Origin of the sequence: Nocardia sp. NPDC052254 (assembly GCF_040679495.1) — a bacterium.
In the GTDB taxonomy this organism is placed as follows: Bacteria; Actinomycetota; Actinomycetes; order Mycobacteriales; family Mycobacteriaceae; genus Nocardia.
Genome location: NZ_JBFAUW010000020.1, coordinates 62,858 through 83,192, shown reverse-complemented (window position 1 = coordinate 83,192; position 20,335 = coordinate 62,858). Strand labels below are relative to the sequence as shown.

At 68.1% G+C, this 20,335-nt stretch carries 21 protein-coding genes; 10 read left to right on the top strand and 11 right to left on the bottom strand.

The genetic code is table 11. The features are described from left to right. Positions 1–298 precede the first annotated feature (298 nt). Together AB0L57_RS30335 and AB0L57_RS30330 are read left to right on the top strand one after the other, a co-directional pair. Positions 299–2,578 carry a hypothetical protein gene (locus AB0L57_RS30335; protein WP_364969461.1) on the top strand — a complete coding sequence of 760 codons (2,280 nt, stop codon included), beginning with the start codon at positions 299–301 and terminating at the stop codon, positions 2,576–2,578. A gap of 130 nt (positions 2,579–2,708) precedes the next feature. Next, on the top strand, positions 2,709–3,209 hold the full coding sequence (locus AB0L57_RS30330) for a nucleoside deaminase (protein WP_364969458.1): 501 nt from the start codon (positions 2,709–2,711) through the stop codon (positions 3,207–3,209). Positions 3,210–3,258: 49 nt separating this feature from the next. Here AB0L57_RS30330 and AB0L57_RS30325 read toward each other — a convergent pair whose 3' ends face one another. The 3 genes from AB0L57_RS30325 to AB0L57_RS30315 all read right to left on the bottom strand — a co-directional run bounded on the left by AB0L57_RS30325 (position 3,259) and on the right by AB0L57_RS30315 (position 6,576). Beyond that, positions 3,259–3,966 carry a cyclase family protein gene (locus tag AB0L57_RS30325; protein WP_364969455.1) on the bottom strand — a complete coding sequence of 236 codons (708 nt, stop codon included), beginning with the start codon at positions 3,964–3,966 and terminating at the stop codon, positions 3,259–3,261. Between the two features lie 106 nt (positions 3,967–4,072). Continuing rightward, entirely contained in the window at positions 4,073–5,287 is a 1,215-nt protein-coding gene (locus tag AB0L57_RS30320; protein ID WP_364969452.1) for a cytochrome P450, read from the bottom strand. Between the two features lie 14 nt (positions 5,288–5,301). Further along, positions 5,302–6,576 (bottom strand): cytochrome P450, encoded by a 1,275-nt coding sequence (locus tag AB0L57_RS30315; RefSeq protein ID WP_364969449.1) that lies wholly within the window; start codon positions 6,574–6,576, stop codon positions 5,302–5,304. Positions 6,577–6,824: 248 nt separating this feature from the next. Between AB0L57_RS30315 and AB0L57_RS30310 the strand changes: the two genes are divergently transcribed. After that, positions 6,825–7,337, top strand: a complete 513-nt coding sequence (locus AB0L57_RS30310; protein WP_364969446.1) for a DUF664 domain-containing protein — start codon at positions 6,825–6,827, stop codon at positions 7,335–7,337. On the opposite strand, the gene AB0L57_RS30305 is transcribed toward AB0L57_RS30310, so the two are convergent. Then, positions 7,334–9,958: a cytochrome P450 gene (locus AB0L57_RS30305; protein WP_364969443.1), complete on the bottom strand. Its 2,625-nt coding sequence runs from the start codon at positions 9,956–9,958 to the stop codon at positions 7,334–7,336. The two genes, AB0L57_RS30310 and AB0L57_RS30305, sit on opposite strands and share 4 nt — an antisense overlap. A 106-nt stretch (positions 9,959–10,064) precedes the next feature. On the opposite strand from AB0L57_RS30305, the gene AB0L57_RS30300 reads away from it, so the two are divergent. Together AB0L57_RS30300 and AB0L57_RS30295 are read left to right on the top strand one after the other, a co-directional pair. After that, complete coding sequence (locus tag AB0L57_RS30300) at positions 10,065–11,342, top strand: glycosyltransferase (protein WP_364969441.1); 1,278 nt, start codon at positions 10,065–10,067, stop codon at positions 11,340–11,342. Continuing rightward, positions 11,339–12,097: an ABC transporter permease gene (locus tag AB0L57_RS30295; RefSeq protein ID WP_364969438.1), complete on the top strand. Its 759-nt coding sequence runs from the start codon at positions 11,339–11,341 to the stop codon at positions 12,095–12,097. Before AB0L57_RS30300 ends, AB0L57_RS30295 begins: the two co-directional genes overlap by 4 nt. A 16-nt stretch (positions 12,098–12,113) precedes the next feature. Here AB0L57_RS30295 and AB0L57_RS30290 read toward each other — a convergent pair whose 3' ends face one another. Beyond that, positions 12,114–12,515 (bottom strand): hypothetical protein, encoded by a 402-nt coding sequence (locus AB0L57_RS30290; RefSeq protein ID WP_364969435.1) that lies wholly within the window; start codon positions 12,513–12,515, stop codon positions 12,114–12,116. Between the two features lie 12 nt (positions 12,516–12,527). Then, positions 12,528–13,040, bottom strand: coding sequence for a DUF1772 domain-containing protein (locus AB0L57_RS30285; RefSeq protein WP_364969432.1), 513 nt, complete (start codon positions 13,038–13,040; stop codon positions 12,528–12,530). Between the two features lie 86 nt (positions 13,041–13,126). Here AB0L57_RS30285 and AB0L57_RS30280 point away from each other — a divergent pair, with 86 nt between their 5' ends. After that, the gene (locus tag AB0L57_RS30280; protein ID WP_364969430.1) at positions 13,127–13,714 is read left to right on the top strand and encodes a TetR/AcrR family transcriptional regulator; all 588 of its coding nucleotides are present in this window, start codon (positions 13,127–13,129) and stop codon (positions 13,712–13,714) included. Between the two features lie 96 nt (positions 13,715–13,810). Here the strand turns inward: AB0L57_RS30280 and AB0L57_RS30275 are convergent, their stop codons facing one another. Next, positions 13,811–14,410 (bottom strand): TetR/AcrR family transcriptional regulator, encoded by a 600-nt coding sequence (locus AB0L57_RS30275; RefSeq protein WP_364969428.1) that lies wholly within the window; start codon positions 14,408–14,410, stop codon positions 13,811–13,813. Positions 14,411–14,500: 90 nt separating this feature from the next. Between AB0L57_RS30275 and AB0L57_RS30270 the strand changes: the two genes are divergently transcribed. Further along, a complete protein-coding gene (locus tag AB0L57_RS30270; protein WP_364969426.1) occupies positions 14,501–14,935 on the top strand; it encodes a DUF4345 domain-containing protein in 435 nt (144 codons plus the stop codon). Between the two features lie 37 nt (positions 14,936–14,972). Here the strand turns inward: AB0L57_RS30270 and AB0L57_RS30265 are convergent, their stop codons facing one another. Next, positions 14,973–15,368: a hypothetical protein gene (locus AB0L57_RS30265; protein WP_364969424.1), complete on the bottom strand. Its 396-nt coding sequence runs from the start codon at positions 15,366–15,368 to the stop codon at positions 14,973–14,975. A gap of 98 nt (positions 15,369–15,466) precedes the next feature. Between AB0L57_RS30265 and AB0L57_RS30260 the strand changes: the two genes are divergently transcribed. Continuing rightward, positions 15,467–15,922, top strand: a complete 456-nt coding sequence (locus AB0L57_RS30260; RefSeq protein ID WP_364969421.1) for a MarR family winged helix-turn-helix transcriptional regulator — start codon at positions 15,467–15,469, stop codon at positions 15,920–15,922. A gap of 41 nt (positions 15,923–15,963) precedes the next feature. Here the strand turns inward: AB0L57_RS30260 and AB0L57_RS30255 are convergent, their stop codons facing one another. From AB0L57_RS30255 to AB0L57_RS30245, 3 genes are all read right to left on the bottom strand, one after another. Next, positions 15,964–16,518: a GNAT family N-acetyltransferase gene (locus AB0L57_RS30255; protein WP_364969419.1), complete on the bottom strand. Its 555-nt coding sequence runs from the start codon at positions 16,516–16,518 to the stop codon at positions 15,964–15,966. Between the two features lie 126 nt (positions 16,519–16,644). Then, positions 16,645–16,923, bottom strand: coding sequence for a hypothetical protein (locus AB0L57_RS30250; protein WP_364969416.1), 279 nt, complete (start codon positions 16,921–16,923; stop codon positions 16,645–16,647). A gap of 140 nt (positions 16,924–17,063) precedes the next feature. After that, on the bottom strand, positions 17,064–17,786 hold the full coding sequence (locus tag AB0L57_RS30245; protein WP_364969413.1) for a hypothetical protein: 723 nt from the start codon (positions 17,784–17,786) through the stop codon (positions 17,064–17,066). 269 nt (positions 17,787–18,055) lie between these two features. On the opposite strand from AB0L57_RS30245, the gene AB0L57_RS30240 reads away from it, so the two are divergent. Both AB0L57_RS30240 and AB0L57_RS30235 read left to right on the top strand, forming a co-directional pair. Further along, positions 18,056–18,760, top strand: coding sequence for a response regulator transcription factor (locus AB0L57_RS30240; RefSeq protein WP_364969508.1), 705 nt, complete (start codon positions 18,056–18,058; stop codon positions 18,758–18,760). Then, positions 18,738–20,330 carry a HAMP domain-containing sensor histidine kinase gene (locus AB0L57_RS30235; protein WP_364969410.1) on the top strand — a complete coding sequence of 531 codons (1,593 nt, stop codon included), beginning with the start codon at positions 18,738–18,740 and terminating at the stop codon, positions 20,328–20,330. Before AB0L57_RS30240 ends, AB0L57_RS30235 begins: the two co-directional genes overlap by 23 nt. Positions 20,331–20,335: the final 5 nt, after the last annotated feature.

Here is a 20,335-nt window from a genome sequence, read left to right as displayed (position 1 = left end):
AATCAGGCTGTCTGCAATCACCCGGCCGCAGAACGGTTGTCGCGTCCACCGGGTGAACCGGCACGGCATCCAGAACCCGCGATCGGCTCGGGACAGAATCTGCTCGAGCGCAACGGGTTACGACGTCGATCGGCATTCGTAGAGTCTCATGATCATCGGCCGCCGGCGACGTCCGCCGATTCTGGTATCAGCGAGTGACAGCATGGGCACGTAGGTGCGAGCCGCCCTCGCAACGATTCGACAGGATGATCGTTTGTTGGGCATGGCTTGTGGGCGGAGTGGTGCGTCGGACACGAAGGTGCCGGCGCAAGCGTGGCGGTCGGCCTGGGAGTTCTGGGACTACGCGCGGTGGCGGCCCGCGGCAGCTGCTCGGCGCGCGGGAATATGGTTGCGTGCCGGCCGATTGCGTCGGATCGGTACCCGAGTGGTGCTCGTCGCCCTGGCCGTGTTCGGCCTGCCGATCGGCGTGGGTGCGATCGCGACCGCGCAGTCGCGCACCGATGCCGCCGGCGCCTCCACGATCGATGCCATCGGCTGGATGAACGTGCGTGATTCGGCGGGGGTCCCGGTGTCGGACTATGTCTTCGTCACCGATCACGGCGGCCTGCTGCATCCGGGCAATACGGCGATGGCGACCGTGCTGGACCTGGAATTCGCCGGCTTCATGGCGATCGGCGTCACCGCCATCTGGCTGATCGGTTACGGGCTGAGTTTCCGCTGGCTCGAACTGGTCTCGGCGCCGCTGGATGGCGTGGCGCGCGCTCTTTCGGGGCAGATCGGCACACCGGCCGTCATCACCGTCGCCGCCGCGGTGGGCGCCTTCTGCGTCGCGTGGTTCGTGCTGCGCGGCTGGTTCGGCAAAGCGACCCTCCAAGTCGTGACCATGATCGCGGTGGCGATGTTCGGGGTCGGATTTCTCGCCGATCCCATGGCCGATGTGCTGTCTCCGGACGGCCTGCTCGCCCAGGGCCGCGATGTCGGGGTCGCGGTGGCGGCGGGGTTGAACGGCGATGCGAATCCCGATCCCCACGCGCTGGTCACGTCGCTGGAGAGCACACTCGCCGACAACTTCGTCCGGCATCCACTGCAGGTCTGGAACTTCGGCCACATCGTCGACGAATCGCCCGCGTGCCGGGCAGCCTGGTCGACCGGGGTCGCCGCCGGCAGCGACAGCCGGGTGACATCCGGTCTGCAGCGCTGCGGCGACAGCGCGGCCTATGCGAAAACACACAACCCCAATGCCGGCCAGGTGTGCACGGGATTGCTCCTGCTGCTCTTCGCCGCGGTACTACTCCTGTTCGGGGTCTACCTCTCGGGCAAGATCGTGCTGGCGGCCGCGGAGTCGATCTATCACGCGTTCATGGCGATATTCGGTTTCGCCGCAGGCGGTTTCGTCTACGGCCCGACTCAGACATTCCTGGTGCGCAATATCGTCGACGCGTTCGTGTCCGCGGGCAAGATGATGGCCTTCACCATCTACCTCGGTGTGTACGCGCTGATTCTCGACGACCTGTTCCGGCAGACGTCGGGCCACGGCATCCAGGTGATCGTCCTCGGTGGCGCGATCATGATGGTCGGTGTGGTGTTGCTGCGCCGAGTCGGTCCCAATGTGGCCGCCCGTGGTGACCGGGCCGTCGCGCAGATCGGCGCGGCGCTCGCGGGCGCACCGGCGGCGCCGGACGCGACTGCCGCCGGCGCCCGAGCCGGTGGGAGCTCGCCGCACCTGCTCACGACACTGGCCGCGATGAATACATTGAACGCGAATCCGGTCACCGAATACCTGATGGGAGGCAGGCGTTCCCCGCTCAGCGCGCGATCGGGCCTGCGGCAGCGGGCGGAGACGGCGAATATGCGGCTGGCGGTGGAATCCGGTCGCCGGGGCTGGCTGCTGAACTACAACCGCACACGCGAACAGATCATCGACTCGGCACGTTCGGCCGCGGCGGAATACGGGCACACGCCGATGGGGGCCGCGGTGGCGGTGGACCGGGTGATCGACCGGGGCGGCGGTATGGGCGACCTCGACTCCGCCTTGACCAGTGCGGGTTTCGCGAACCACCGGATACGGCTCGATGCCATTCGGGCCTACAACTATCGCACCAGCTGGGGGCCGAACATGTGGGACGGCGACAAGCATCTCGGCCAGGCGATCGCCTCGATGAGTGTGCTCAAACTCGGTCATACGCCGGCCAATATCGCCCTGTTCCAACGCACCGCGCATCGGCTGGCGAACCGTCGATTCGCCGACCCCGAGTTGCGGTTCAGCAGTTTCGACGCGGCGGAGCGGGAATTGCTGCGCGGCTATTTCGCCACACCGACCAGGGCGGTGATCGAGGGAATCAACCAGGTGGTGACGGGAGCCGGAACCACCCTGCCGGGCATGCCCGGACCGGTCACGGCCGACCGGGCGGCTCTGATGAATCGCTTCATCAACGTCCATCTGAGCCGCCGGTATCTGGCGGCCGCCCGCGTCGAGGATTTTTCCACCGCCTCGCAGGTCCTGCAGACGATGGCACTGCCCGAATACTGGCTCGGAACCAGCAAACTCACGCCGTCGAAAGCTGTTCCCAGCTTCTGAACGGACCCCGGCCGGCCGGAGCCCGCTGATCGGTTCGCGACGGATCCGGACACACCGCACTCGACAGCGCCCGGCGGCACGGGCGGACCGCTATCGTCACGATCCTGCGCACCCAGAATCGAGGACAGCGATGAGCCGCGACAACGAACTACTACGCCGGACGCTCGCACTCGCCGAGGAGGCGGGGCGTCGTGGGAATCGTCCGTTCGGTGCGGTCATCGCCACTTCCGGCGGTGTCGTGCTGGCGGAGGGGCGCAACGAGGTGGCCGAGTCGGGCGTGATCACCGCCCATGCCGAACTCACCGCGATCGCCCATGCCACCGATGCCGGTCTGGTCGCGGATCTGGCCGGCGGCACGGTCTACGCCAGCGGTGAGCCGTGCCCGATGTGTGCCGCGGCCATGGTCTGGGCGGGTATCACCCGGATCGTCTTCGCCGCCGCCGAACCCGATTTCGGCGCGATCATCGGCGGGCATCCGCGATTCGACCTGCGGTGTTCGCAGGTGATCGCCGCCAGTGACGCCGAGATCGAGGTCTCCGGTCCGCACCTCGGCGAGGATGCGCTGATCCCCTTTCGCCGCTATGTCGACAGCCGCCCGGAACACATCGAACAGCACCGGGAGACACCATGACCCAGGCGCACGAGTGGTGCCCGGCCGGCGTACCGCGGACCCCGCGCGGTCAGCGGTCGAGCAGCGCGTAGATCGTCGCGGGTGATCCCGAGCCCTGTTCGGTGATGAATCCGCCCACCACGACGGTGAAGTCGCGGGCGGGCAGATCCGCGAGGCCGGTGAGTATCTCCAGACTGAGGCGGTGCTCGCGGTACAGCATCTTCGATACCCGGAAGGTGTCGTCGATCCCGGCATCCGGGCCGAAGGTGTCGGTGCCCAGCGCTCCACGCCTGCCCAGCACGCCCCGGTCGAGCAACCATCGCACCGCCGCCGCCGAGAAGCCCGGGTGGTGCAGTCTTCCGCTGGCGTCCATCCCGCTGAAATCGGCTGTGCCCCAGTACTTGTCCCAGCCGGTGTGCAGCAGGACCGCGGCCTCGGCGGGGAACGGGCCGTGGCGATCCTGCCATGCCAGCAGATCCTCGACGGTCAGCAGGCAATCGCGATCGTGCGCCGCCCGTCCCGCGATGTCGAGCACCACCGCGGGCAGTACGAAGTCCTCGGCATCGAGCCGATCGGCCGTGGCGGCGCCCGCGGTGAAGTGCGCCGGTGCGCCCCAATGGGTTCCGGTGTGTTCGCCGACGGTCACGGTACGCAGCAGGAAGCCGTCGTCGGCGAGCGTGTTCACGGTCTCGATACGCGGTGGCGGGTCGCCGGGGAACAGTGACACCCGCGTCGTCGACAACGGATGTGACAGATTGCGCACGCGCGAGTACCCCATTGGTCACGACCTCCTGATCCGCCGACCCCGTCCGCGCCTCGGACTGTCACACCACAGGCGAACGCGGCTCGGTGCCGGGGCGCGGGACCGCGTTCGCGTGCAAGGACTATAGATACACCGGGATCGAGATGTGGCCGTTGGACAGGAAGCTGCCCAGGGGCCTGAGTTCGGCCGGATCCACCGCCAGGCGCAGGCCGGGGAAACGTTCGAAGAGCGCGGGCAGGGCGATGGCGGCTTCCATCCGCGCCAGGGGAGCGCCCAGGCAGTGATGGGCCCCGTGGCCGAAGGCGATGTGCTCCTTGTTCTTCCGGTGCACATCGAATTCGGCGGCGCTCTCGCCGTGCAGTCGTGGGTCGCGGCAGGCGGCGGCGTAGGAGGCGAGGATCGCCTCACCCTTGCCGATGACGGTCTCGCCGACCGCGATGTCGTCGACCGCGTAGCGCAGCGGGAGATGGGCGATCGGCGCCTGGTGCCGCAGCGACTCCTCGATCAGCTCCGCCCACGGCACGCGACCGGAGACGACATCGGCGCGCTGCCGCGGATGGGTGAGCATCGCGACGACGGCCTGGTCGATCAGGTTCTGTGTCGTCTCGTGGCCGGCGTTGATCACCAGCATCAAGGTGTCGACCAGTTCGGTCTCCGACAGCCGCGAACCGTCCTCTTCGCGGTTGGCGATCAGCACACTGGTGATGTCGTCACCGGGGTGCTCGCGCCGGTGGGCCACCAGTTCGCCGATGAGACGGCCCATTTCGATGAAGTTGGCCTGCGCCTGCTCCGGCGTGAACGAGGTGTCGAAGAAGCCGTCCACACAGGCATGGATGTCGGCATCGAGATGTTCGGGCACGCCCAGCAATTCGCTGATGACCCGGATCGGTACCGGATAGGCGTAGTTCGGGCGTAGATCGACGACCTCGCCGGGCGCCATCGAGCCCAGGCGCTCGAGCAGATCCTCGACGATGGCCTCGATCCGCGGCCGCATCTCGGCGGTGCGCCGGTTGGTGAACGCGGGCGATACGAGCTTGCGCAGCCGCCGATGGTCGGGACCGTAGGCGGTGAACATGTTCTGCGCGGCCACCCACGGCTGCAGCGGCCACGATTCGTTGATGTCGCCGTTCATGTAGGCCGACCAGTGCTGCCGCGGATCCTTGGACACCCGCGAATCCGACAGCAGACTCTCGAGCACCACCGCATCGGTGACCGACCAGGCCGGAACCCCGCCCGGTAGTTCCACCAGCGCGACCGGCCCACGGGCGCGGATGCGCTCGTTCTCGGCATGGATATCGGCACCGGTCAGATCGAGTACCAGTGGTTCGACTGTCATCGAAAGGGCTCCTTCTACACCAGATTCAACGGAGGTGATGCGGGGAAGGTGACCGGCAGCGCTGCCATGGCGCGGTGGAAAGGTCCGGGGCGCCAGCTGAGCTCATTCTGATCGACCGCGAGGCGCATCTCCGGCAGCGCGTCGAGCAGCTGGTCGATGGCGTCCTGCACGACCAGATACGCCACCGACCGGGCCGGGCAGGCATGGGGACCGGCACTCCAGGCCAGGTGTGACCGATTGCCGGTGCGGTCGCCGCCGCCGATGACCGGATCGTTGTTGCAGGCCGACAGGCTGATCACCACCGGCTGATTGGCGGGCAGCCAGGCATTGTCGATGAGAATCGGCTGGCGCGGATAGGTGATCGCGTAGTTGGCCAGCGGCGGATCCTTGAACAGCACCTCGTCCAGCGCGTCGCGCGTGGACAGACTGCCGCCGAGCATGCCACCGCCGAAACGATGATCGGTGATCATCAGCAGCAGGGTGTTGGAGATCAGGTTCTGCTGCGGTTCGATACCGGCGCCGTAGAAGCTGATCAGGTTGTAGAGCATCTCCTCGTCGGTGAGTTTGGCCGGATGGTGGGCCATTCGCGAGGTGACGTCATCGCCGGGGGAGGCGCGACGCAGCTGGACCAGTTCCATCAGCGCCTGGCTCAAATGGTCCATTCCCCAGGCGGGGTTCACGTTGTCGAACAGTGCGGCCATGCCGGTGGCCACGCGCTGTCCCAGCTCCGCGGAGCATCCGACCATGCGGTTGATCGCGTCGAAGGCCAACGGGAACGCGTACTGGGACACCAGGTCCGCGGTGCCGGTCTGGCAGAAGTCGTTGATCAGCGGGATGGCGATCTTCTCGACCGTGGTGTGCAGGGCGTGCAGGTCGATGCCGTCGATGGCGGCGGTGTAGGCCTGCCGGTAGCGCAGATGTGCGTTCCCGGCGTTGCGCAGCGCGTTCGGATACCACTGCATCATCGGCAGCAATGGGCAGTCCGCGGGAACGGTGCCCTGCCAGAAGCGCGGATCGGCCGGGAAATGCTCCGGGTCGTTGAGGATTCGCAGCGCGGTGTGATACCCGATGACCAGCGTCGCCGGTACGCCCGGCGACAATTCGATCGGCACCAGCGAACCGTAGCGTTGCCGCATGTCCCGGTAGGTGCCGTGCGGATCGGCAGCAAATCCGGGTGTGTCCAGCAGGATTCGGGGGCCGTCGGTGTCGACGGGTGATCCCAGGTGCTGGACGGGGCAGCCGGCGGAGCCGCCGGGAACTACGGTGAGTGCAGAACGTGGTGTGGTCAAAGATGTGACTCCAGAGAATGAACCGTCTAGCGCGAAGAAGGAATCCGCTGCCGGTACGACCGCACAGCGTCACCTCACATCGGTTGCAGGACAAGAGACTTCGCAGCCGCTCGGCCGAGTGCCCGTTATCGGACCGACGACCAGGGTAGCAGGACCGGACAGAAACATACCGGCGATGATCGACTGCCGGCACATCCTTTCCGCGCGCCGGGATGAAATCCGGGAACCACGCATGTTCGTATATCGATATGACGAGTGCTGATCTACTGGTGGATGCCTTCGGGCGAATCGAGGAGAACGTGCACGGGGCGGTTGCCGGGCTCACCCCGGAGGAACTGGCCGCCCGGCTGGACCCGGGCGCCAATTCCATCGCCTGGCTGATCTGGCATCTGACCCGCGTGCAGGACGACCACGTCGCCGATGTCGCCGGAACCGAGCAGGTGTGGACGACCGGAGGCTGGGCCCGCCGTTTCGATCTGCCCTTCGACGACGCGGCCACCGGCTACGGTGACGGCCCCGACGAGGTGGCGGCACTGGACGGTGTCACCGCCGAGCTCCTGCTGGGCTATTACGACGCGGTCCACGAGCGCACGGTCGACTACGTCGGCGGGCTCACCGATGCCGATCTGCCGCGCGTCGTCGACACCCGCTGGGATCCGCCGGTCACTCTCGGCGTGCGTTTGATCAGCGTGGTCGACGACGATATCCAGCACTCCGGCCAGGCGGCATTCGTGCGCGGAGTGCTGCTGCGCCGCCGTTAGCCCTCCCGGCGGCGCAGGGTCACCGGAATTGCCGAGGGGGACAGGACGAAGTCCCGGTTCGAGGCGCGCACGACGTGACCCGGATCGGGTTCCGGGCGCCAGCGGGCCAGCAGCGCCGCCGAGGCCAGGGTGATCTCGAGCAGCGCGAAATGATCGCCGAGACAGCGGCGGCGGCCCACACCGAAGGACAGATTGGCCTTCTTGTCGATGTCCTCGGCGCGTTCGGGTGACCAGCGGTCCGGATCGAAGGCCTCCGGATTCGGGAAATGCCGCTTGTCGTGCTGGATCAGATAGGGGCTGAACATGATCGCGGTGCCGTCGGGGATGGTGAGTCCGCCGATGGTGACCGGCCCGGAGGCGTTGCCGGCGCTGATCCACGGACCCCAGAACCGAAGTGTTTCCGAGACAACCTGTTTCAGGTAGCTGAGCTTTCCGATGTGATCGGCCCGGACCGGGCCGGGCCCCACCACATCGTCGAGTTCGGCGTAGAGCCGCTCGGCGATCGCGGGGCGGCGCATCACCTCGTGCCACAGCCAGCCGGTCAGCGATGCCATCGACCCCACACCGCCGGCCAGCATCAGAATGGCCTCGTCGATGATGTGCTCGTCCGACAGCTGTGCGCCGGTCTCGGGATCGGTGTGACGGATCAGCGCGGAGACCACATCGTCGAAGTCCTCGTCGCGGCGGCGGTATTCGATGACCGCGGCGCCGATCTCGGAACGTAGTGCGCGGGCCTTGTGCCGCCAGCGCGCATTCGCGATCAGCCGCAGCCGGCGAATCTGCGGTGGCAGCGCGGTGCGCAGGATGACCTGGCTGAGCAGCCACGGCACATTGTCGCGGATGCGGCGGCGGACCGGATCGCTGAATTCGGCGGTGAACAGGGTGGAGGACACGGTGTCGAGAATCAGGCCGTGCGCCTCGTCCATCAGATCCACCCGGGTGCCCGACGGGAGGCCCGCCGACCAGGTGTCGGCCAGTTCCGCCGCCGTGATCGTGTATTCGGCCAGCCGGGTCTGGCGCAGCGCGGGCGCGATCATCCGGCGGCGCAGTTTGTGCTCGGCGCCGCGCAGCACATTGACCGAACCGCCCGCGACATCGGCGATCGCCTCCCGCAGATCGTCGCGGTTGAGGTCGGCCTCGCCCAGGCCCACCTCGCGCACCAGTTCCGGCGTGGTCAGCAGATAGCCGGTCTTGCGGCCGAATCGGATGCGCACGATCGGTCCGAGATCGGCGAGTGAGGTGACGAAGCCGGGTGCGTCGCGCAGAGCCGCCAGACTGTGGCCGATCAGCGGCAGCGCACCGGGTGCGGTCGGCACCTCGGACAGTCGTTGCGGCACATCCGGATGCGGGCTCGGATCGGTATCGGCGCGGGCCTGCCGGTAGACCTCCACGATCGCTTCGACGGTCCGCGACTGCCGGACCGAATCGCGGTGGCGGGCCATCTCGGTGTGCAGGGCCGCGACCCGGGTACGGTCGCTCGCCAGCGTGCCGACGGCCTCGGCGAGTGCCGCGGGCGAGGGGTCGGCGGCGCGCAGACCGGCTCCGGCGGGGACGGATTCGGCGAGATCGGGATCGCAATAGACGACCGGCAGGCCCATCGCGACCGCTTCCAGCAGCACCATGCCCTGGGTGTCGAAGCCCATGGACGGGAACAGCAGGGCATCGGCGGCGGCCATGGCGTCGAGGCAGCGCTGCTGGGACACCCGGCCGTGCAGGGTGATGCGGTCACCGAGGCCGTGGTCGGTGATGGTGGCGGCGGCGCGGTCGGACAGGTCGCCCTCGCCGTAGATGTCGAGCGTGCAGTCGGTGACGCGCCGGACGGCGTCGATCGATTCGAGCAGACGCTTCTCCGCCGACAGTCGCCCGCACCAGATCAACCGCAGCGGTGCGGCGGTATCGGTGCGGCGATCATGTCCGGCGCGGTCGGGCGGTGTGCCGTCGATCAGGGCGTCGTCGACGCCGTTGGAGATCACCCGCACGGGCCGGGTGAGCCCGTGGGCGAGCAGCAGATCCGCGAAATGCCGGGTCGGCGCGATCACCCGATCGGCCACCTGTGCCTGCCCCACGATCGTGTGCCAGGCGTGTCGCGCCGCGCGGCTCTCCGGGCGATCCGGCACGGCGGGATGATCGATGAAGCGGCCGTGCAGGGTGCGCAGCGCCAGCGCCGACAGATACGGGGCGGGCGAGGTGTTCTCGATGAAGGCGTCGTCGCGGCTCTGCGCGGTGTGTACCAGTGGAATACGGTGCCGCCGCGCGGCTTTCATCCCGGCGATCGCGACACCGTAGGTGGTGTGGGTGTGTACCACGTCGATCGGGCCGCGGGCGGCGAAGGCGGCATCGATGAGTGCGGCGTTGCGAGCGGTGGGCAGCACCATCGGGAAGCCGTTCACCACCGCTCCCGCCAGCGGCGCCAGCTCCACCACATCCGTGTCCGGATCGGTGGGTGCGGCCGGAAGTGGCGCGGCGAACACCGTCACCCGGTGTCCGGCGCGCTCGAGTCCGCGGCGCAGTGCCGCGACGGCGGTCTGCACCCCGCCGAGCGTCGTCGGGTGATAGTCCATGAACATGGCGATGTGCACGCTCGGGACGATACCCACGTGCTCGACTGTCTGAGAGCCCATATTTTCTTCATCGGGTTTTTCGGCCGAAAGTGTTGCGCTCGCGGCGAAAGGGAAGATAACTCGACATGACGCTTCCGGTTTCGACTGTTCACCGGGCGGTGACGCGGTGAAAATCGCCATTCCGCTGACCGGTACCCGCGGCGATGTGCAGCCGGTTCTGGCCCTGGGCCTCGAACTGCAGCGCCGTGGACACGACGTGGTGCTCGGCGCGCCGCCGAATCTGGTCGGCTTCACCACCTCGGCCGGACTGGCCGCGCAACCGTGCGGACCCGACATCCAGCAGCTCTACTCTTCCGAGGAGGGCCAGCGGGCACTGGTCGCGGGCAATACGTTGCGGCTGATGCAGCTGGTCGCGCGGCAGATGGCCGATTACGCGGATCGGATGAACCGTGAGGTCGTCGAGGTGTGCACCGGCGCCGATCTGATCGTGGCGACCACGGTCACCGAGGATCGGGCCGCATCGGTCGCCGAGGCGATGGATGTGGGGCTGGTGAGCCTGCACTATTACCCGGCACGGGCCAACGGCGCCTATCCCTTTCCGGGCGCGCTGCCCCCGAGCTGGGCTCCGCCCGCCGCGGTCAACCGCGTGACCTGGGCGGTGGCGGAGAATCTGCGCCGAGTCGTGTTCATGCGCTATCTCAACGATCTGCGCACGCTGCTGGGGCTGCCGGCATCGCGGGCGAGTATCGCCGCCGAGCTGGCGCGCCGGCGGGTTCCGGAGGTGCAGATCTACGATCCCGCACTGGTTCCCGGTCTCGCCGAGCAGTGGGACGAGCGTCGCCCCTTCACCGGATTCCTCACGCTGGACCAGGACACCCGCCGGGCGATCGGCGAGCTCGGCGACGATCACACCGACATCCTGGAGTGGGTGGCCGCGGGTGCGCCGCCGGTGTTCTTCGGATTCGGCAGTATGCCCATCCGCAATCCCGACGCCGTCCTGGCGATGGTGCACGAGGTGACCGCGCGGCTCGGCGTGCGCGCGCTGGTGAGTGCGGGCTGGGCGGGAATGCAAGCGTCTGGGGCGCAATCGGATTCGGCGGTGAAGGTGGTCGGCCCGTTCGCCTTCGATCTGGTGTTTCCGCAGTGTGCGGCCGCGGTGCACCACGGCGGGATCGGCACCCTGTTCGAAGGACTGCGCGCCGGTTTGCCGACCCTGGTGTGCTCGGTGTCGTTCGAGCAGCCGATGTGGGGCGCTCAGGTCGAACGACTCGGGCTGGGTGCGCATCTGCGCTTCACCGAACTCGGCACCGAACGGCTGGTACGCGGAGTGTCGGCGCTGTTCGAACCCGGACGGCGGGAACGCTCGGCGCAGTTCGCGAGCACGCTGCGCACCGAGGGTGCCGCCGCGCGGGCCGCCGATATCGTCGAGGCGTCCGCCCGGTGAGAGCGGTCGCCGCCGATTCGGCGGTCATGTTCCGGCGCTGTGCCCGCCACACCCTGCGCAGCCCGGACACGCTGGTCATCTCACTGCTGATGCCGATCCTGGTGATGATGCTGTTCACCTACGTCTTCGGCGGTGCGATCGAGGTCGGCGGCTCGTACCTGGACTACGTGGTGCCCGGAATCATGTTGCTGTGCACCGGGTTCGGCGCCTCCATCACCGCCACCGCGGTCTCCGCCGATATGACCAAGGGCAGTATCGACCGCTTCCGGACGTTGCCGATGTTCCGTCAGGCGATCCTCGCCGGGCATGTGGGCGAGGGGGTGGCACGCAACCTCGCCGCCATCGCGATCGCGGTGGCCGTGGCGGCGGTCCTCGGCTACCGGCCGCAGGCGAACCTCCTCGGCTGGCTGGGCGCCCTGGCCATGATCGTGCTGTTCGTGGTGGCGATCTCGTGGATCGCGGTCGCACTGGGGCTGGTGGCCAAGAACCCCGAGGCGGCCGGGGGCATGACCTACGCGATCATGTTCATCCCGTACATCAGCAGCGCGTTCGTCCGCACCGAGACCATGCCCGGCTGGCTGCGGGGCTTCGCCGACTACCAGCCCGCCACCCCGGTGGTCGACACCGTGCGGGGTCTGCTGAATTCGACCGGAGTGGGAGGCGGCGCCGCCCTCGGCGTGCTGTGGTGCGCCGGGCTCACCGCACTCGGATTCGGAACGGCGAGTGTGATTTTCGATCGGCTTTCGCGGAGGTAGGCGCCGAATCGGCCGATCAGCCGACCATGGCGGCGGTCCGGGGTCTCGCGGCAAGTACTGCGGCGAAGGCGAGGGGAGCCAGCGTCTGATAGCCGATCCACAGCTCTGCGGCCCACCGGGTGTCCTGCCGGGCCAGGAGCAGGGCCGCGACGGTCACCGCCACCCAGCCGCTGTCGTAGGCGATCATGAGCGGCAGGTATGCGCTCACCGGCCGGCTGCGGAGATACCCGAGTTCACTCACCCCTCCTACGAGCAGGGCTGCCCCGCACACGATCAACAGCCACGGTGGCACCGCGAGCCGATGACTCAGTGGTCCGGCGCCGAGGGCGTAGACGCCGGCCAGCAGCACTTTGAATGCGCCGTCGGCAAGGATTCCGAATGTTCGGGCGGTGACCGGTCCGATCGATGGTTGCGGCATGTGGCATCCTTCCTATCTGCCGGACAGTCGGCGGCTGGGCGTGGAATCGGTTGTGCTGGTGTGAGTTTCGCCGGTGAACCCGATCACCACTGTGATCGCCAGGGCGAAAGCCACCAGGGCGCATCCGGTCCGGGTGAAGTGGAACAGCTCCCAGCGCCGCAGGATCTCGGCGTAGTCATCGGGCGGGGTGCTCACGGCCCAGCGTTTGATCTGCTGGTTGATCGGCACGTTCCCGAATCGGGTCACCAGGAACGAGGTGACCGCCAGTGCCGCGGCGCTCGCGGCGATCCAGCGCTGTCGCGCCGTGGACCGCAGCGCGAGCAGCAGGGTGCTCAGCACCGCGAGGGCCATCAACGACTGCATGACCGGCCCGTTGACCCGCATGAGGGCGGTGTGGAAGGTGAACCGGACGTCCAGGGGGACCTCGCGAAACGCGTAGAGCACGTTCACGGCGCCGTATCCGAACGCGCCGGCCAGCAGTCCGGGAAACAGCACCGCGGCGGCCCGGATGGACTTCGATGGCATCGATACTCCGATCTGAATATCGCAACAGTTGGTTGCGATAGTGTCAGCATGCCCGCTCATCGCCTATATCGCAACTAGGAGTTGCAATGTGTCCGTCCGCCCCGCTGGGTCGTGGACCGAAGGTCCGCTCCGCCGTGCTCGCCGCAACCATCGACGAGCTGAGCGAGCGCGGGTATGCCGCATTCACGATCGAGAATGTCGCCCACCGCACCGGCGTACACAAAACCACCGTCTACCGGCGATGGCCCGACCGTGAGGCCCTGATCGCGGACGCGCTGGCGGAGAGCGTCGCCGCCGAAATTCCCATTCCCGACGCCGGTTCGGTCGACGAGGATCTGCGCGCCCTCGCGCGCAGTGTCGTGGCATGGACCAACAGTCCGTCCGGCCGTGCGGTCCTGGCCGTCATGGTGTCCACCACCGCCGGCCTGCCCGCCCCGCCGAACTCCGCTCGGCATGTCTTCCGCGATCGGATTCGGCAGACGCTTCCGGTCGTGACGCGTGCGGTCGATCGAGGTGAGCTCCCGGACGGCACCGATCCGGCCGAGCTGATCAAAACGGTGGTGGCGCCGATATATTTCCGGGTTCTGATCACCGGCGAGCAGGTGGATGAGGGGACAGCCGATGCGGCGGCGGCGGTGGCCTTGACCGCTGCCCGCGCCCGGCTGTTCACCTGAACCGTCGGGGCGGGAGCTGTGGGCCCTGGTCGGCGCCCGCCGGCCGGGCCGTGGTGTCGGGGCGGCGCGGGTGCCGGCCGGCCGAATTCCGGCGGATCAGTGGGGTGGTGCGGTCAGGTCGAGTTGGGCGCCGGCGGTGGCGTCCAGGGTGGCCATGCAGATCCGCAGTACCTCGTCGCGTGAGATGCGTTCGTGGGCAAGCCATTCGATGGTCACCTCGCGGATGAAGGCGATCCAGCCGTGCAGCGCCGTGCCGGCCAGGTCGCGACGGTGACCGGTGGCCCCGCAGGCGTCGAGGATCTGATCGCACAGGGCGTGTAGTTCCGCCACGACCGGGTCGCGCACGGCCGGATCGGTTGCCAGCGCACTGCGATTGGCGATGAGGACCAGTGGCAGGTGGGCGCGGTAGAAGTCCAGGTGGGCCGTCAGCGCGGTGTAGACCGCGGTACGCACCGGCCGGTCGGGCTCGAGGTGGAGTTCCCCGGACAAGCGGTCGTGCGCGCGGTGCCAGATCGCGGCGAAGAACTGTCCCTTGGTGGGGAAGTAGTGGTACATCAGCGCGCGCGAGACCTCGGCGCGGGCGGCGATCTCCTCCATCGCGATGTCGTCGTAGGCCCGTTCGCCGAACACTTGCTCGCCGATGTCGAGGAGTTCGTCGCGGCGCTGCGCGGGGGTCAGGCGGCGTCGGCTGGGCATCTGGTCATCGTAGGCGCGATCCGGGTTGACGCGCCTGCGCCCGGCGGCCTACCGTGAATCTTATTCAACAACCGTCTAATAGGGGTCGGTATGCGACGAGTACTGCAGATCTGGTTGCTTGTCTTCGGTGTGGTGTGCGTGGGAATCGCGGTGGCGCACTTGTTCTTCGGTACCGCGAGCATCATCGGCGGCGGTCCGGTGAACGCCACCATCGATTCCGATATGCGCTTCTACGCGGTGCTGTTCGGCGCCTATGGGCTGGCGGTGATGTGGTGTGCGCGCGACGTGGAGCGCAAGGCGACCGCGATCGATCTGCTCGGCGCGATCTTCTTCGCGGGCGGTCTGGCGCGCCTGCTGGCCTGGGTGGCAACCGGGCAGCCCAATTGGTTCTATGTGCTGATGACGCCGGTCGAGCTGGTCATTCCGATCGTCAACTACCTGCTGGTGCGAGTGGTGCGCAAGGAGGCCGCGGCGGGCCCGGCGCGACCGGAGGTCGTCGCCGCGACACATCCATCGGCGGGTTGAGTCCGGTCCATCGGTGCCGATCCGGCGCGCGCGGTCCTCACGCGGCCGCGGCGGCTCTGCGCAGGGCGTCGAGGGTGGTCTCGGGGGACGTGTTGAAGCAGAACCGGATTCCCGGCGCCGCGGCGGCGACGAGATTGACGATGCGCTCGAACAGCAGGGTGTGCTCGGGGACGGCTCGCACGGCGCCACCCACCATGACCAGGTCGAACGATTGTTTCGCCAGTAGTTCGCGAATGTCGGTCTCGGCCTCTTCCGGCGCGGCGGGAACCAGGCAGGGTGTGATGTCGAACTCGGTGTTGCGCAATGCGGCGTTGGCCGCGGTGACCCTGGCGGTGAGTTGCGCTTCGTCCAGATCGGGGAAGCGGCTGTAGTCCAAGGCTTTCGGATGCAATCCGATGGTCAGGGCGCGCAAGCGTGTGGCTGATCCGGTCATCGACTCTCCTGTGTTCGGGTCGCGCCTTCGCTCCGTGGGACGATGGGGCGCATCCGCTCATTTAGCTTTGAATACAAAGGTATTAGAGGGAGAGAGGTATGTCAACGGAGCGTGGTCTCACTCTGGACGACAGTGTCCGGGCCATGGTGCTGCTCATGCCGCGGCTCGTCGGCCGGGCCAAGCGGCTGCCGGTTCCCGAGGCGCTGCGATCGTTCGATTTGGCGCCGCGGCATCTGTCGTTGCTGACGTATGTGCTCTTCGACGGTCCGCTCACGGTGAACGAACTGGCGCGGCGTCTCGAGGTGGCGCCCACGACCGTGAGCCTGATGATCAGCGATCTCGGCCGTCAGGGCGTTCTGGAGCGCAGCACCGACGCGAACGACCGCCGGCGCACCCTCGTCGCCATCGCCGATGCGCATCGAACGGCCGTGGCGGACTGGCTCGGCGCCGCGGACCGTGGCTGGCGCGCCGCGCTGGGACCGTTGACCGACGAGCAGCGCGCCCTGGTGATAGCGACACTGCGCGCTTATGAGGACGCCGTCTCGTCCGGCTGAGGTGGTCGGCCGTGCTCGCACCGGATCCGCCGGGAGCGGGGTCAGCGCGCCGGGCGGTTGTCTCCCGCGAGTCTGCCCCGCCGGATCAGCGCGCGTTTGGTTCCGGGGGAGACCGGTGGCAGCGGCGCGTCCGAATCGTGTTCCGGCTCATCGGGATTCGGCCGCACGAACAATGTCACGGAGGTCGCCGCGGTGAACCCGCTGCGGGTCATGAGGGTGGCCGAGGCGGTATTGCTCTGCTCCACATCGGTGACGATGCGCCGGGCCCCGCGTGCGAACAGCGCCGCCGAACAGACGTCGACCAGTCGCCGGGCCACGCCACGCCCCTGCATGTCGGGCGCCACGGCGATCCATTCCAGATATCCCCAGTCGTCGCGTAATTCGAACTCCATCGACCCGAGTACGAACCCCACCACGCGGTCCGAATCCAGAGCGACCCAGCACGCCTCGTCCGCCGAGTCGAGATGTTCGGCGACCGAGGTCAGCGACCACGACGTATACGGCTTCGCCGCCGTGTCGAAGACCTCGTATCCCAGATCCAGCACTTGCCGCAAATGTCCGAGCCCCATCGGAACGATCACCACATCGCCGGCCATTCCCTCAGTTTGCCAGAGGTGTGCGGGAATCGGGTTCGGGGTGCTGAGGGGAGGGCGCGCCGCGCCGCGCACACGCGGCGCGCCCCGGTCGGCGGTGTTCGAGGGGTGCCGCCGACGGCTGGTGGATCAGGGCAGCGGAATCCAGGTGCCGAAGAACCAGAAGCCGTGTCCGGCGGGCTGGCGATTCTGATCGTGGCGATCCTGGTCGTGCCGGTCCTGATTGTTGCGATCCTGGTCGTTACGGTTGGAATCGTTCTGCGGGCGCTGGTCGTTCTGCTGCTGTTGCTGCTGCGGGGCCGGCTGCTGGGCGGGCTGTGCGCTCGCGATGCCGGCGCCCAGGCCGACGATTCCGACTGTCAACGCGCTCGCGGCGGTGATCTTCGCGATTCTAGACTTCACGGACATGGGGGATTCCTCACTGTGTGGAACGTGAAAAGTGTTCTTGTACTTGTGGTTTCGCCGTCGGCGTGCGGCCGGGCGATACGTCTACACTCGCGCACCGATGTGGGGCGGCAGTGGGTGCGAGGTGGGTACCGGCTGTGAAATCAGTTGCCGGGCTGATTCGGCGCCGCCCCGTCCACCGGTGGGGCCATCCCGGGCCCGGCGTTCTGCCCGGGAGCATTGCCGTTCTGGCCGGGACCGCCCGGGATCATCGCGCCGGGTCGGCTCATCCGTCCGGCACCGCCGTCGGCCATCGGCCCGGATTCCGTGCCGCTGGTGACCGTGGTGGCGGTCGCGGTGCCGTTCGCCTGGGTGGCCTGGATGCGCACGGTGTCACCGACCTTCACCGCGGATTTCCGGGTGCTGTCGGCGAGGGTGTAGGTCTGGCTGAAGTCGTCGGCGCTCTTGGCGGTGATGGAGGTGTCCGATACCGCCGTGACGGTTCCGGTCTGGGTGAGCTCCGTGGTGTAGCCGCCGTTGCCGTCGGAGATCACGAACTGACCGTGCAGGCTCGGCCCGGCGGAGTCCATTCCACCCGGTCCGGCGGAGTTCATCCCACCGGGTCCGGCGGAATTGTGCCCGCCGCCCCAGCTCATGCCGGGGCCACCACCCGGCCCGTGGCCGTTGCCGTTACCACTGGAATGGGTTGCCGCGTAGACGATCCCGCCACCCGCGGCGGCGATGACCACCGCGATTCCGACCGCGGCCAGCGACCGCTTCGTGGACCAGGTGGCCGGTGGTGCGGTCTGCGGCGCTCCCCAGGTCTGATCCGGCTCGGCCGCGGACTGCGGGCGGGGCACCGGAGGCGGTGAGGTGGGCTCTGACATCGGCACAACTCCTTGTCGGTCGAATGCGTCGCCGGTCGAGGGACCGCGATCGCGCCGTTGCTGCAACAACCCTGCGGTGCGAAGCTGGGTGTGCGCTGTGGATCGCTTCGGTAGGCGCTGTGGTGGGTGAAGTGGTAACAGCGGCGGCCGGGCGAATCGGCACCGTATCGTTCACAGCGAAGCCCCAGGAACGGTACAGCGGACGCATAGCCCAGCGACTCATCATTGGAGTCATGACCATGGCGAACACCCCTGCAGAACGTGTTGTGATGCAGCACGCGGACGGTAGTCCCGTCACCGTTCTCGTCGTCGACGACGAGCCGGTCCTGGCCGAGATGGTGTCGATGGCACTGCGCTACGAGGGCTGGCATGTGGTGACCGCCGGCGACGGCCGCACCGCGGTGACCGCGGCGCGTGAATCTCGCCCGGACGTGGTCGTCCTGGACGTCATGCTGCCCGATATGACCGGCCTCGAGGTGCTCGCGAAACTGCGCCGCGACCTGCCGTACCTGCCGGTCCTGCTGCTCACCGCCAAGGATTCGGTGGAGGACCGCATCGCGGGTCTGACCGCCGGCGGCGACGACTATGTGACCAAGCCGTTCAGCATCGAGGAGGTCGTGCTGCGACTGCGCGCGCTGCTGCGCCGCACCGGCATCACCGCCGTCGACAACGACGCGCAGATCGTGGTCGGCGATCTCATGCTCGACGAGGACAGCCACGAGGTGACGCGGGCCGGTGAGCCGATCACCCTCACCTCCACCGAATTCGAACTGCTGCGCTACTTCATGCGCAATCCGCGCCGGGTGCTCAGCAAGGCACAGATCCTCGATCGGGTCTGGAGCTACGACTTCGGCGGTCGCTCCAATATCGTCGAACTCTATGTCTCCTACCTGCGCAAGAAGATCGACAACGGGCGCGAACCGATGATCCACACCCTGCGCGGTGCCGGATATGTCCTCAAACCCGCCGGCTGACCGGCCGCGGCGATCGTGGTCGCCGCGCGGCTGGTCGCTGCGGGCGCGGTTGCTCGTGGGCCAGGTCCTGCTGCTGGTCGTCGTGGTCGTCGGTATCGGTGTGGCCACCGAATTCGCGCTGCAGCAGTTCCTGGTCCATCAGCTCGACACCGAACTGGTCGATGTGCAGAAGCGTTCGCTCGGCGAGGCCGGGGGCGGGCCGAGTCTGGGACCGCCGCCCGGTGCCGACGCCGCGCATCACCTTCCGCCGCCGCCGGCGGGCGATCGCGGTCCCGGTCCCGATTTCCTGGACCGGCGCGGAATCCAGGCCGACACCGTCGGCGCCATGATCGACGATGACACGACCACGGCCGCCAAGATCGATGCCGACGGCACCCAGACCGCGCTGTCGGCACAGGCGCAGCGGCAATTGGCCGAGGTGTCCTCGGACGGCGATCCGGTCACCGTGGATCTCGACGGCCAGGGGTCCTATCGCGTGGTCGCCAATTCCACCTGGTCGGGCGCGACGGTGGTGACGGGTATGCCGCTGACGGCGGTGCACGCGACTCTGATGCGCGTGCTGCTGATCCTGGTGGTGGTCGCCGCGATCGTGCTGGTCATCGCGATCACCGTCGGGATCTGGGTGATCCGCCGCGCACTCACACCGCTGGACCGGGTCGCGGCGACGGCGGCCCGGGTGGCCGATCTGCAACTCGACAAGGGTGAGGTCGTGCTCCCGGTCCGGGTTCCGGCCGCCGATGCCGATCCGCGCACGGAGGTCGGCCAGCTGGGCTCGACGGTCAACCGCATGCTCGATCACATCGACGGCGCGCTGTCGGCCCGCCACGCCAGTGAGACCCGGGTGCGGCAATTCCTCGCCGACGCCAGTCACGAACTGCGCACACCGCTCGCCGCGATCCGCGGCTATGCCGAACTGGCCCAGCGCAAACGGGCCGAGGTCCCCGGTGACGTCGCCAACGCCATGAGCCGGGTCGATTCGGAATCGCGTCGGATGACGGCTCTGGTCGAGGACATGCTGCTGCTGGCCCGGCTCGACTCCGGCCGCGGTCTCGAACACGAGCCGGTGGATCTGACCCAGCTCACCGTCGATGCCGTCAGCGATGCCCACATCGCCGGATCGGATCATCGATGGAATCTGGATCTACCCGACGAACCGGTCGTGATCACCGGTGACGCGGCGCGCCTGCACCAGGTGCTGACGAATCTGCTCGCCAATGCCCGCGTGCACACCGGCCCGGGCACCACGGTCACCGTCGCACTGCATCGTGATCGGTCCGGCACGGCGATCTGGCGCGTGGCCGACGACGGACCCGGCATTCCCGCCGAGCTGCAGCCCGAGGTGTTCGAACGCTTCGCGCGGGGTGACTCCTCGCGATCGCGCCGAGCCGGCAGCAGTGGTCTCGGCCTGGCCATCGTGGCCGCGGTCGTGAAATCGCACGGCGGTGAGATCGACCTCGACAGCGCGCCCGGGCACACCGTTTTCACCGTCCGGTTACCGGGCGAATCCGGCGCCGGACCCACACAGCCGGCCCACAGTGAGGACCCAGGTGACAACCACCTCGACCGATGAAGATC

Coding starts and splice junctions, on each gene's coding strand:
- AB0L57_RS30255 (WP_364969419.1), bottom strand. CDS start 16,518: ATGGCCGGCGATGTGGTGATCGTTCCGATGGGGCTCGGACATTTGCGG.
- AB0L57_RS30290 (WP_364969435.1), bottom strand. CDS start 12,515: ATGCCGCAACCATCGATCGGACCGGTCACCGCCCGAACATTCGGAATC.
- AB0L57_RS30275 (WP_364969428.1), bottom strand. CDS start 14,410: ATGCCCAGCCGACGCCGCCTGACCCCCGCGCAGCGCCGCGACGAACTC.
- AB0L57_RS30280 (WP_364969430.1), top strand. CDS start 13,127: ATGTGTCCGTCCGCCCCGCTGGGTCGTGGACCGAAGGTCCGCTCCGCC.
- AB0L57_RS30285 (WP_364969432.1), bottom strand. CDS start 13,040: ATGCCATCGAAGTCCATCCGGGCCGCCGCGGTGCTGTTTCCCGGACTG.
- AB0L57_RS30330 (WP_364969458.1), top strand. CDS start 2,709: ATGAGCCGCGACAACGAACTACTACGCCGGACGCTCGCACTCGCCGAG.
- AB0L57_RS30325 (WP_364969455.1), bottom strand. CDS start 3,966: ATGGGGTACTCGCGCGTGCGCAATCTGTCACATCCGTTGTCGACGACG.
- AB0L57_RS30240 (WP_364969508.1), top strand. CDS start 18,056: ATGCAGCACGCGGACGGTAGTCCCGTCACCGTTCTCGTCGTCGACGAC.
- AB0L57_RS30305 (WP_364969443.1), bottom strand. CDS start 9,958: ATGGGCTCTCAGACAGTCGAGCACGTGGGTATCGTCCCGAGCGTGCAC.
- AB0L57_RS30245 (WP_364969413.1), bottom strand. CDS start 17,786: ATGTCAGAGCCCACCTCACCGCCTCCGGTGCCCCGCCCGCAGTCCGCG.
- AB0L57_RS30250 (WP_364969416.1), bottom strand. CDS start 16,923: ATGTCCGTGAAGTCTAGAATCGCGAAGATCACCGCCGCGAGCGCGTTG.
- AB0L57_RS30235 (WP_364969410.1), top strand. CDS start 18,738: ATGTCCTCAAACCCGCCGGCTGACCGGCCGCGGCGATCGTGGTCGCCG.
- AB0L57_RS30270 (WP_364969426.1), top strand. CDS start 14,501: ATGCGACGAGTACTGCAGATCTGGTTGCTTGTCTTCGGTGTGGTGTGC.
- AB0L57_RS30310 (WP_364969446.1), top strand. CDS start 6,825: ATGACGAGTGCTGATCTACTGGTGGATGCCTTCGGGCGAATCGAGGAG.
- AB0L57_RS30320 (WP_364969452.1), bottom strand. CDS start 5,287: ATGACAGTCGAACCACTGGTACTCGATCTGACCGGTGCCGATATCCAT.
- AB0L57_RS30265 (WP_364969424.1), bottom strand. CDS start 15,368: ATGACCGGATCAGCCACACGCTTGCGCGCCCTGACCATCGGATTGCAT.
- AB0L57_RS30260 (WP_364969421.1), top strand. CDS start 15,467: ATGTCAACGGAGCGTGGTCTCACTCTGGACGACAGTGTCCGGGCCATG.